Source organism: Phocaeicola plebeius DSM 17135 (assembly GCF_000187895.1).
In the GTDB taxonomy this organism is placed as follows: Bacteria; Bacteroidota; Bacteroidia; order Bacteroidales; family Bacteroidaceae; genus Phocaeicola; species Phocaeicola plebeius.
The window spans coordinates 702,888-715,203 of sequence record NZ_DS990130.1; the positions used below are offsets into that span (position 1 = coordinate 702,888).

Sequence of the window (12,316 nt, forward strand, 5' to 3'; positions counted from 1 at the left end):
AAGTATTAGCAAAGAGCTTTGTTCAGCATGTAGTATACTTCGTTCATGCGAAGTTCTTTCTTGAAGCTGTCGATGGTAGTATCTTTGTTGATATGTACCATTTCGATTCCAGCGATTTCTGCATAGTCTTCCCAGTATTCTGCAGTCAGGTCGTATGAGAAGCAAGAGTGGTGAGTACCACCAGCCAAAATCCATGCACCCGCACCGATTTCGAAGTTAGGCATCGGTTTCCAAAGTGCAGAAGCAACCGGCAATTTCGGCAGTGGTTTCGGTTCGATACATTCTACGTCGTTTACAATCAGACGGAAGCGGTTGCCCATGTCTACTACAGTAGCAGTGCATCCTGTACCTACCTTAGAAGTGAAGACAAGACGTGCAGTCTGGCTCTTACGTACACCGATACCGAGGAAGTGTACTTCCAGACGAGGTTTCTTAGCTGCAATCATTGGACAAACTTCCAACATGTGAGCCTGAAGGATAGAGCTGTTTTCACCGTCGAAGTTCAGTGTGTAGTCTTCCAGGAAAGAACATCCGTTAGGCAATCCCTGGTTCATAACCCATACTGTACGATACAAAGCAGCTGATTTCCAGTCACCTTCTGCACCGAAACCATATCCTTCTGCCATCAGGCGTTGTGAAGCCAATCCCGGAATCTGGTCGAAGTAGCTTCCGTCAGTCTGACCCAGGTCGTCGAAGTTAGTAGTGAAACCTTTGGCACCTTTAGCTTTCAGGATAGCACGCAGAGCCAATTCAGCTTTAGCTGCGTTCCATACTTTCTGGTATGCTTCAGAAGCTTTGTCTTCCAGTGCTGCATCGTGGTCGTATTCATTGAAGTAAGTTTTTACAAGAGCTTCTACCTCTTCGTCTTTTACTTCTTTGTGATAGCTCATCAGTTCGCTTACCGGACAGTAGTCTACGTGGTAACCCATGCGCTGTTCAGCTTCTACCTTGTCACCGTCAGTAACAGCTACGTTGTTCATCTGGTCGCCGAAACGCAGAATCAGCATATCCTGAGAATCTGCCCATGCAGCACATACGCGCATCCATACAGCAATTTTAGACAATGTGTTTTCATCTTTCCAATAGCCAACTACTACTTTGCGGCGTACGCGCATACGAGCGCAGATGTGACCAAATTCACGGTCACCGTGAGCAGACTGGTTCAGGTTCATGAAGTCCATGTCCATGGTATCCCAAGGAATTTCCTTGTTGAACTGAGTGTGCAGGTGGAGCAACGGTTTCTTTAACTGCTGTAAGCCGTGAATCCACATTTTGGCAGGAGAGAAAGTATGCATCCAAGTGATTACACCGATACATTTTTCTTCGTTGTTGGCTGCTTTGAACACTGCTTCTACTTCTTTAGAAGAGTTGGCAGTTCCTTTATATACTACTTTTACAGGCAATTTGCCGCTGGCATTCAAACCTGCTACCATTTCGTTGCTGTGTGCGTCTACTGCGATAACTGCATCGCCTCCGTAAAGGAGCTGAGCTCCGGTTACGAACCATACTTCATATTGATCAAATGCGTTCATAGTGATTTTATGTTTTTATTTGGTTGGATATTTGTTTATGTTATTTTTTCTGTCCGTAATAAGCGTTCGGACCGTGCTTGCGGCTGAAGTGTTTTTCTACCAGCAGCTGATTCATGGTCAGGTGTGGGTTGACAGCATAAGCAATGCTGGCCATTTTGGCTACCTGTTCCATAACTACGGCATTGTGAACGGCATCGTGAGCATCCTTACCCCATGAGAAAGGACCATGGTTCTTTACGAGTACGCCCGGGGTATGTACCGGATTCATGCCTTCAAAACGTTTCACGATTACGTTACCTGTTTCCATTTCGTAAGCTCCCTTCACTTCTTCTTCTGTCATGTCGGCAGTGCAGGGGATGGCTTCGTGGAAATAGTCGGCGTGAGTCGTTCCGATGTTCGGAATATCGCAGCCTGCTTGTGCCCATGCGGTAGCGTAGGTAGAATGTGTATGTACCACACCTCCGATTTCAGGAAAAGCTTTGTACAATACAAGGTGAGTCGGTGTGTCGCTTGAGGGACGTAAGTTTCCTTCTACCACGTTTCCTTCCAGGTCGACTACTACCATGTCTTCTGCTTTCATTTCATCGTAAGACACTCCACTGGGTTTGATAATCACCAGTCCGCTTTCACGGTCGATGGCTGATACGTTTCCCCACGTGAAAATAACCAGTCCGTGTTTCACCAAATCCAGGTTGGCATGAAACACTTCTTCTTTCAGTGCTTCTAACATATTCTTAAAGTTTGAATTTCGGATCTTTCTGATAAGCCTTGTCATTGAATTTGTAGAGAGAGGCTCCTCTTCTTGATCCAGTTTTATCAATTTTATCAGTTTTTTCTATAAATCCCATCTCTGCAATACGTTTGCGGAAATTTCGTTTGTCCATCGGTTCACCGTAAATCGCTTCGTACAAACTTTGAAGCTGCGTCAGGGTGAACAGTTCTGGCAAGAGGTTGAAGCCTATAGGTGCCCTTGAGGCTTTTTGCTTCATGATGGCACGAGCTTTCTCGACCATTTCATTGTGGTCAAAAATCAGGTCGGGCAATTCATTGATGTTTACCCAGAAAGCATTGTGCTGTTGCACCAGCTCACGGTCATATTCATTGATATTGATTAAGGCATAATAAGCCAGTGAAATAACTCGCTCGCCCGGATCGCGGTCTACAGCTCCGAATGCGCCAATCTGGTCCATGTATACATTTTCCAGTCCGGTCAGTTCACTTAATACGCGTTTGGCTGCATCATCAGCACTTTCGTTTTCCTGAATGAAGCCTCCCATCAGCGACCATTGTCCCATTGCAGGTTCGAAGTTTCTTTTGAGCAGCAATAGATTCAGTTCGCCTTTGTCGAATCCGAAGATAATACAGTCGATTCCGACATAAAATTTGGGATTATGATTATAGTATGTGGTCATGAAGTTCGTGACTTTTGGTTCTTTACAACTTGGTTTCTTTTGGTCTTTGTTATTTTTCTACTGTAAACTTGAAGATACAGTGGCTGTGGTAAGTTTGTCCCGGAGCCAGAATAACAGAAGGCCATTGGGGTTTGTTGGGACTGTCAGGATAGTGCTGTGTTTCCAGACATACAGATGCACGTTGCGGGTAAGCGATGCCTTTCTTTCCCTTCACTGTTCCGTCCAGAAAGTTTCCGGTATACACTTGAATACCAGGTTCGTCTGTGTACACTTCCAGGCTGATACCTGTGGTCGGGCTGGTTAGTTTGGCTGCCACCTGATTGATGTCACCTTTGGTTTTCAATACCCAGTTATGGTCAAATCCGTTACCGAATTTCACTTGTTCGTTAGAGAATTCTGTTACTCCTTCACTGATGGTCTTCGGCGTGTTGAAGTCGAACGGAGTATCTTTTACTGCCATCATTTCACCTGTTGTCATGAAGGTGCTGTCTACCGGAGTAATACTGTCGGAAGCTACGTAAAGCAGATGATCTGTAGCCGGTTTAGACGGGTCACCATTCAAGTTGAAATAAGAGTGGTTAGTCATGTTGATGACTGTTGTCTTATCTGTAGTAGCATCATATTTGATGTCGATGGCATTGTCAGCTGTCAGTGAGTAAGTCACGTTGGCAGTTACATTTCCTGGGAAGTTATTGTCTCCATCGGGTGATTTCATGGTCAGTACGATGGTGCTGTCGTTGGTTTGGTTGGCTTCGTATACCTGATACTGCCATCCGGTAGGACCACCGTGCAGACAGTGACCGAAGTTATTGGTAGGAAGCTGGATTTCCTGTCCGTCAATAGTAATTTTTCCTTTGTTGATTCGGTTGGCATAACGGCCGATGGAAGCTCCGAAGTCACTTGGAATATTCTGATAGTCAGCTATGCTGTCAAAGCCAAGAACCACATCTGTCATCTTTCCATTTTTGTCGGGAACCATGATTGATACGATTCGTCCTCCGAAATTGGTTACACAAACTTCCATTCCCTGATTGTTCTTCAGGGTGTAAAGTTTGATAGGTTTGGTATTTTCTGCTGAAACCTCAAAATTAGCAGGGTTCAAGCCTGATAATGTCAGTTCCGGTTGCTGGGCTTGCTTGGAAGCACAACCGCTCAATACTGCAAGGATGATACTTGCCCCTAAAAAAGATTTGTTCATGCTTTTCATATGAAATTGTTGATGTTTTTATCTATGGTGTAAAAGTAACACTTAAAACGATTGCTTGTTCTTTTTTTCAGATGTTTTTCAACATAGAATGAGTGTTTTTCAGTAGTTTCTATAAAACAATGAAGAGGATATGCAGCTTTTTTACATATCCTCTTCATTTATAAGTTAGTTTTTATGGATTACCAGAAGTATGCATAGAACAATGCGCAGAGAACTACAACGCCCAATGTGGCAATTACATCCCACATATTCCAGCTTTCGCGAATAGCTTTCTTGTAGTCGCCAGTGAAAGTGATAGCTGCAATTTGTTCAGATGTCGGTTTGGCAGTAAACATGGATACTACGTACATCATGATAACGATGAATACCAGTAACCATACCTCGAAGATAAGCCAGTTAGTCTGCCAGAACCAAGAAGTGCATTCCCAGAACGCTCCGTCCATTACCGCTTTACCAGAGTCGGTGATTACGTTAGTCAGCAAGCGCAGCATACCGATGAGGAATCCTCCGATAAGTCCCCATTCACCAGCTTTCGGTGTGATACGCTTAGAGAAGATACCCAGTGTAAATACGGCTACCATGGCAGGAGCAATCAAAGATTGAATATCTTGAAGATAAGAATACAGGTTACCCATGTTCATCATGATAGGCATCCATGCCAATCCCAACAGTACGACAACGACTGTAGCTACACGTCCTACCATTACGTAGTGGCTTTCGCTCATACCTTTTTTCATAGGTTTGTAGAAGTCTTCTGTAAACAATGTCGCGCAGCTGTTAAAGAATGCAGCCAAAGAAGCTACGAGAGCGCAGATGAAACCGATGGTTACGATACCTTTCACACCTGCAGGCAAGATGTTCTTTACCATCATGGCAAAAGCACCGTCCGTGTCATGTGTGTTGGTGATGTCCATTACGATGTTGCTGCCGGTTTTCTGTGAGAGTGCGAATGCCACCATACCCGGAATCAGGAACATGAAAACAGGCAACAGTTTGAAGTAACCGGCTGCGATTGTACCGCGGCGTGCGCGTGCCATAACTTTGCGGTTGTCTTCTCCTTTAGTCTGTCCGAGCACACGCTGTACGATGTGCTGGTCTGTACACCAGTACCAGAAACCGATGATAGATGCTCCGAGGAATACCACATAACCCGGGAATTGCGGATACATCGGGTCTGCTGGGTCAGTGTGGAACATGTGAGTTGTTCCGAAACCGTCGTGTGCGGCGTTACAAACGGCCATCATTTGTGACCATCCTTCTGAGATACTGCCATCGCCAAGCATATTCAAGCCCAGGAATAAAACCAGGAATGAACCGATGATAAGAATAGGGGTCTGGATGGCAGAAAGTGTCATTACCCCTTTCATACCTCCGAACACAGTGAAGATAGCCGTAATGAAGATAAGGCCAAGTGCTCCCCACCAGAATGGAAGTCCAAGTAAATATTCAAAGAAGATACCACCGGTAAATGCAGTAACAGATACTTTTGTCAATACGTAGGCAATCAGTGTAATGATAGATAACCATGAACCAGTACGTTGTGTGTAGCGGAATTTCAGGAAGTCAGGCATGGTGATAATCTTGCCCATTTTGTTGTTTAATAGCTGATAAAACGGAACGAACAGCCAACCAAGAATCAGGATCATCCATCCCTGCATTTCCCAGTGTGCCATACCTACACCGTCTTTTGCACCTGTACCGGCCAATCCTACAAGATGCTCAGAACCGATGTTTGCTGCGAAGATGGCAGCACCGATAATGTACCAAGGTTCCCCTTTTCCGAAAAGGTAGTCCTGACTGTCGGCACCTTTCATTTTTTCCTGATCTTTCTTTATTGCACGGTAAACAGCCCATACAATAGCCATGACTCCAACGGCGAGAACCAACCAGTCGAGCCAAATAAATTCAGTTGAATTCCAATTCATAATAGTATTATTTTAATTATTTGTGTATTGATTTCTCGGTTATCAAAAACTGGTTCTATTTCATTTGTTTTTCAAAGTGTATTAGTAACACTAATTCGAATGCAATATTACGGATAAGTGTAAAATTACACTAATAAAAACCCATGTTTTAGAGCATGTTTCCTCCTTTTTTTTCGTCCTCTTTCGTTTTTAACATTTCAGCGGACGACGAAAGTAAAAAACTTCTGTAGACTTTTGAGTATTTTTACGTGTCCGTTCGTATTAGTATATGTGAAAATAAAAAACTAGAAGATATGAAAAGACTGATTCTTTTGCTGTGCCTGTCTGTAGTTATAGGGGCGGTACATGCACAAACCGGGCGGTTAGACTTGAAGCTTCCGCAAGGACATCCCCGCTATCTGACCACACAGGAGGGGAAGAAAGAAACTCAGGAGTTGATTAGAAAGGCTCCTTGGGCAAAAGATGTGTATGAGCGGCTTCGGCAGCGGACAGACAAATATGTAGACCGGGGAACGGACTGGCTGTCCTCCCGTTTGCTGATGTACTGGAACACACATGCTACGGATGTATATATAAAAGGTGAATACTACGATCATGCCGGAGGTGAAAAGGCACCTGCTCCTACAGTGGTGTTTACCGGTGCACGCAGCCATGCTACCAATTACAATCGTCCACGCCTGGAAAATCTGAAGCCTTATCAGGAAGATGCCAGAGGATTGTATCTGTCCAACAAAACCTTGAAAGGAAATCCTTACGAGTGGGTGAGCATCAGTAAAACCGGAAGAATGATTGAGAGCATCAATAATGAAATCGTAGGTATAGCCCGTGATGCGGCATTCCTCTGGTGGCTGACCGGCGAACAGCAGTATGCTACGGCGGCTGCTTCCGTCTTTGATGTGTACATGACAGGTCTGTACTATCGTAATGTGCCCGTCGATTTGAATTACGGTCACCAGCAGACGCTCGTAGGAATGACTTCCTTTGAGGTGATTCATGAAGATGTCATTAACTCGTTGGTGCCGCTTTATGATTTCCTTTATGCATATCTGCAGAAAGAAAAGCCGGAAAAGATGACCATCTATGCCGATGCTTTCAAGAAATGTGCCGATAACATCATTGCCAACGGAGTGCCTCACAACAACTGGAACCTGCTGCAGGCGCATTATATCATGAATATAGCCCTGATTCTGGAAGATGATGCAAAGTATGCCGACAGCAAAGGGCGCCAGTATTATATCGATTATCTGGTGAACCAGTCATCCATTCGTCAGTGGTCATTGAAAAAACTGGCCGATTACGGGTTTGATGCGGCCACGGGAATCTGGGCAGAATGCCCTGGCTACAGCAGTGTGGTGGTAGGCGACTATGCCAGTTTTGTCAGCTTGTTCGATGAGAATCTGGGCATGGACCTTACCAAGGAGATTCCGGTACTTCCGAAAGCTGTAGAAGCTATGCCGCAATACCTTTTCCCGAACCGTATGGTCTGTGGGTTTGGCGATACGCATCCTTCCACACTGCGGACTGATATTTTCCGTTATATGATTCAGAATGCCCGTACTCATGGAAAGTCTGAAGAAGAACGAAAGTTTACGGCCATGCTGAAACTGTTCGATCCGTCTTCTTCTCTTCCGGTGGCAGAAAGAGGTAAAGCACCGGTAGCTATCACTTCTTTCTTTGCTGGGAAACCACTCGTATTGGATGAAAAAGTGAAGGCAGGCAAGATTGATGACTATGTAACTCCAACTTTCTATGCTCCGAATGTGAGCTGGTTGGCACAGCGTAATGGTATGAACCCTCGTCATAGTCTGATGGTGTCACTGAACGGCAGTGAAGGTAATCACATGCACGCCAATGGCATCAGTATGGAACTGTATGGCAAGGGCTACGTGCTCGGGCCGGATGCCGGTATCGGAAAAACCTTGTATCAGGGGCTGGATTACTTGGAATACTACAGTCAGTTCCCTTCGCATAACACGGTTTGTGTGGACGGTATCTCTTCTTATCCCGTCATGAAGAGCAACCATTCCTTTAAGTTGCGTGCCTTGTATCCTGCGGCTGGCGAACAGATTCCTTATCAGCCGATTTCTTATAGTGAGGTCTATTTCCGCGAACCGGAAACTTTTGCCGACCAGACCCGTCTTAACGGAATTGTCAACGTAGGCGATTCTGCAGGTTATTATATCGATATATTCCGTAGCCGGAAAGTAGAAGGCGGCGACAAGATGCACGACTATTTTTATCACAACTTAGGACAGCACATGACATTGACAGCAGCCGACGGAAGTGAACTCGGACTTCAACCCACTCAGGAACTGGCCTTTGCCGGAGGTCATCTGTATGCCTATTCCTATATTTATAATAAGAAACGGGCGGTAACAAGCAAGAACGTGAAGGCCGGATTCACTATCCAGATGCCCGACAAGGACGATATTACGATGAATCTTTGGATGAAAGGGGAGGAAGGACGCGAAGTCTTTTCGGCGCTGAGTCCCATGACGGAAGGGTTGAGCCGCATCAAGGATATGCCGTATTCCATTAAGGACCAGCCAACACTTACTTTCGTGGCACGTCAGAAAGGGGAAGCCTGGAACCGTCCTTTCGTAGCGGTGTATGAACCTTCTACCGTAAATGAACCTTCTTGCATTTCGTCGGTCGATTATCCTCAGGTAGAAAGCGAACAGAAGGGTAGTCATGTTGGTATCCGTGTCGTACTGACCAATGGAAATATTGACTGGATTCTATCGTCGGATGAGAAAACACACCATTGTGCGTTAGAAAAATTACAAGCTTGTGCAGGGTATGCCTTGTGCCGTCAGTCTGCAGAAGGAGAGACTCTTCAAGCCTTCTTGGGCAACGGTACGCAGTTGGAAACAAAGGGAGTAAGCATTCGTACGGATTTACCGGCCAATGTATTGCTGCTGAAGCAGAATGGAAAATGGATGTACACGGCTACGGCCCCTTGTCGGGTAATTGTAGGGAAGAAAAAATACACACTTTCAGTTGCTAACGTATTGACAGTCTTGAGGTAATCTGATAAACGCTTAGGAGATAAGCAGGAAACCGCTTGTCGTTTACTATGTTTCCCGAGGCAGAAATGTAGGGTTCCTTTACGGAGAACCTAGGTTTCTGCTTCGGGAAACGTTTGGCTTACGCGGGAGAAACCTAAAATATGCGAGCGGATATTTCTTTCTATGTGGTTGAGTTCTGGTATTTTTATCGCTTGCCGATATGAACAGGTGTATCATGGAGCTTGTTTTTTTATACTGACTTGATGGAATATAGACAGAATCTGTGTACTTTTGCTTATAAAACGAAGCATGAACTGGAAATGAAAAGATATCTGACATATATATTGTTGCTTTTGTTAACCTGTCTGTGTGTACCTCAGGTGGAGGCAGCTTCTTCGGTATTTCGTAACTTGTCCGTATCCGACGGACTCCCTGATTTGGTTATCAATGTCATTTACAAGGATTCAAAAGGTTATGTGTGGATGGGTACCAACACCTCGGTGGAACGTTTTGACGGCATACGCCTGGAGCATTACATGGTGGAAGGCAGCAATGAAAACCTGAAGCGGGTGTTTGCCTTGATGGAAATGCCGGGTAATGAGCTATGGGTAGGTACCGGCATGGGACTTTTCCGCTTGGCTGAGGGGGCTGAGAAACTTGAACGACTAGCTCCTGAAATGATTACGAGCGGAGTGCATGCTTTCTGCAAGGTGGGCGATGTGCTTTATGTGGGAACAGAAAAGGGCTTGTACGTCTATAAGAATGGCGTTTTTGCCCATGTACTGGTCGATAAGAATGTTTTCTCAAAAGCTAATTTTGTCACAGGCATATCAGAAGGAGACAGTGGTGTGCTATGGCTTTCTACAATGGGAGGACTGAAATCTCTGTGTTTGTCCGACCAGAAAGTGGTTTCTTTTCCAGACGAACTGGGAAAGAAAGGACAAAATCTTTCCTATTATAACATTACGCGTATAGGCTCGAAAGTCTTTATGGGTACAATGACCGACGGACTTGTGGCTTTCGATACCTTGTCTAAAAGCTTTTTGCATTACCTGGATGTGGGTTGCGGTGTGATTTCTTCTTTGTCTAGTGATGGAAAAGACTTGCTTTATGTAGGGACAGACGGAAATGGGGTGCATTTTATTTCCGTGAGCCGCCAGAGTGTGGTCCGTTCATTTCGTCACGACCGTGATGCCGATAGTCAGATTCGCTCCAACTCAGTGTACTCGGTATTGGTGGACCGCGACGGGCTGTTGTGGATTGGCTTCTATCAGTTGGGAGTAGACTATACTTTGTTTCAAAGTGACCTCTTCTCGACTTATAAATATGAAAACCTGTTTGATTCACGGGATATGGCCGTCAGGACCATTGCTTTTCATGGAAGCCAGAAGCTGATAGGCTCGCGCGACGGGTTTGTGTGTATAGATGAGGCCGACGGACGCTTCCGGAGTTTTAAGTCTCCCCGCCTGCGTGCTTCTATCATCGTGTCAAGCTGCTATTTCAACGGGAAATACTACATCGGCACGTATGGAGGAGGAATGTATGTGCTGGATGCTTCTACACTGGAATTACATGATTTTGATGTAGCTTCTGAACCTTTTTTGCACGGACATATATTTGTGATTCGTCCGGACAACCGGGGAAACTTGTGGATAGGTACTTCTGCCGGACTTTATTGTTTTCGCGACGGGAAAATTGTGCGTCACTACACGAGCGACAGTTCCAAACTTCCTGAAGGAAACGTGTATGAAATTTATTTTGATTCATCGCATAAGGGATGGATTTGTACGGAGACTGGTATCTGTATCTGGGATCCCTCTTCCGAAAGTCTGAAGAACGACGTGTTCCCGGAAGGATTTGTACACAAAGAAAAAATCCGCATGATTTATGAGACCTCCGATCATCAACTTTATTTCTTGCCCGATAAAGGAGAACTTTTTGTATCCGACCTTACCATGAATCATTTTAACCGACTCGCCCCAGGTACCTTGCTCGACGGGAAGTCCCTGATGGCTGTAGTAGAGGACTCGGAGGGATGGTTGTGGGTAGCCACCAATAAAGGAATGTATCGTTTCGACAAGAAAAACCAGGTAGTTCCCTTTAATTTTGCCGATGGTATTCCCAGTCTGATTTTTATCAACTGTATTCCCATCAAAGACGAAGAAGGTAACTTCTGGTTTGGTAATTCCAGGGGACTGGTGCGTTTGAACGGAAAAGAAATGGACATGCTTCCCAGTCGTTATGTAATCTCCTTGTCAGATGTACTGGTCAACGGTAAGAGCATGCAACGGCAGCTTACAGAAGAAAAGGGGCATTATTCACTCACATTGGAGAATTCTCAGAAAAGTGTGACCATTCAGTTCTCTGCTTTAACTTATAGTGATCCCAACAGTCTGATGTATGAATATAAATTAGGAGAGGAAGGAGAATGGATTTCTTTGATGGGAAAATCGGAAGTTTCTTTATATGATTTGCCTTCTGGGGTCACTTCCTTCATTATCCGTCAGATTGGTTATCCTGATTCTGCCATGACGCTGGATATTTGCATTCCGAATCGTTCCTGGTTGCACGGGTTGTACCTATTTATTATAATAGCTTTGGTGGTGGCTGGTGTATATATATACCGTCGTTGTCTGTTGCGCGTCGTATGGTCTGTATTGCGCAAACTGAATGGCATTAATGATACCGAAATGCCGGTAGTCATAGAGACAGAAAAGACGGAAAAAGAGCCTGAAGAAACCTCTCAGGAAGTCGAAATTGCGCAGGAAGAAGTGTTGGAGAGGCCAACAATGCCGAAACCTGAGAAAAAGTCAACATCTTCCACTGAGGATAAATACCGGACGAATAAAGTCAGTCCGGAAGAGTGTAAGCGACTTTTCCGTTTGCTGGAGCAGGAAATGAAGCGCAACAAACCCTATCGCAATCCGAACCTTAAAGTGGCAGACCTTGCCGTAGCAATAGGCACAACTTCTCACTCACTTTCATATCTCTTTAACCAGTATTTGGAGAAGAATTATTATGATTACATCAACGAATATCGTGTAGAAGAATTCAAGTCGCTTATCCTGAAAGATGAGTACGCAAAATATACTCTGACGGCCATGGCAGAACTTTGTGGTTTCAGTTCGCGCGCCTCGTTCTTCCGCACATTTAAGAAACTGGCAGGAATAACTCCGAACGAATACATCAAACAAGTCTCAGGTGAGCATCGTCCGGTAGATTGACGGACTTT

General features: G+C 45.0%; 7 protein-coding genes. 2 read left to right on the forward strand and 5 right to left on the reverse strand.

All coding sequences use genetic code 11. The annotated features are described in order from the left end of the window. Nucleotides 1–5: 5 nt before the first annotated feature. From araA to BACPLE_RS11095, 5 genes are all read right to left on the reverse strand, one after another. Nucleotides 6–1,532, reverse strand: a complete 1,527-nt coding sequence (araA, locus tag BACPLE_RS11075; protein ID WP_007561883.1) for an L-arabinose isomerase — start codon at nucleotides 1,530–1,532, stop codon at nucleotides 6–8. Nucleotides 1,533–1,572: 40 nt separating this feature from the next. Then, complete coding sequence (locus BACPLE_RS11080) at nucleotides 1,573–2,262, reverse strand: L-ribulose-5-phosphate 4-epimerase (protein ID WP_007561886.1); 690 nt, start codon at nucleotides 2,260–2,262, stop codon at nucleotides 1,573–1,575. 4 nt (nucleotides 2,263–2,266) lie between these two features. Next, nucleotides 2,267–2,944: an NUDIX hydrolase gene (locus BACPLE_RS11085; protein ID WP_007561888.1), complete on the reverse strand. Its 678-nt coding sequence runs from the start codon at nucleotides 2,942–2,944 to the stop codon at nucleotides 2,267–2,269. 49 nt (nucleotides 2,945–2,993) lie between these two features. Then, a complete protein-coding gene (locus BACPLE_RS11090; protein ID WP_007561890.1) occupies nucleotides 2,994–4,151 on the reverse strand; it encodes an aldose epimerase family protein in 1,158 nt (385 codons plus the stop codon). Nucleotides 4,152–4,330: 179 nt separating this feature from the next. Then, the gene (locus tag BACPLE_RS11095; RefSeq protein WP_007561893.1) at nucleotides 4,331–6,076 is read right to left on the reverse strand and encodes a sodium:solute symporter; all 1,746 of its coding nucleotides are present in this window, start codon (nucleotides 6,074–6,076) and stop codon (nucleotides 4,331–4,333) included. Between the two features lie 293 nt (nucleotides 6,077–6,369). On the opposite strand from BACPLE_RS11095, the gene BACPLE_RS11100 reads away from it, so the two are divergent. Together BACPLE_RS11100 and BACPLE_RS11105 are read left to right on the forward strand one after the other, a co-directional pair. Then, nucleotides 6,370–9,105 (forward strand): heparinase II/III family protein, encoded by a 2,736-nt coding sequence (locus BACPLE_RS11100; protein WP_007561895.1) that lies wholly within the window; start codon nucleotides 6,370–6,372, stop codon nucleotides 9,103–9,105. Nucleotides 9,106–9,404: 299 nt separating this feature from the next. Further along, nucleotides 9,405–12,308, forward strand: a complete 2,904-nt coding sequence (locus BACPLE_RS11105; RefSeq protein ID WP_040313012.1) for a two-component regulator propeller domain-containing protein — start codon at nucleotides 9,405–9,407, stop codon at nucleotides 12,306–12,308. Nucleotides 12,309–12,316: the final 8 nt, after the last annotated feature.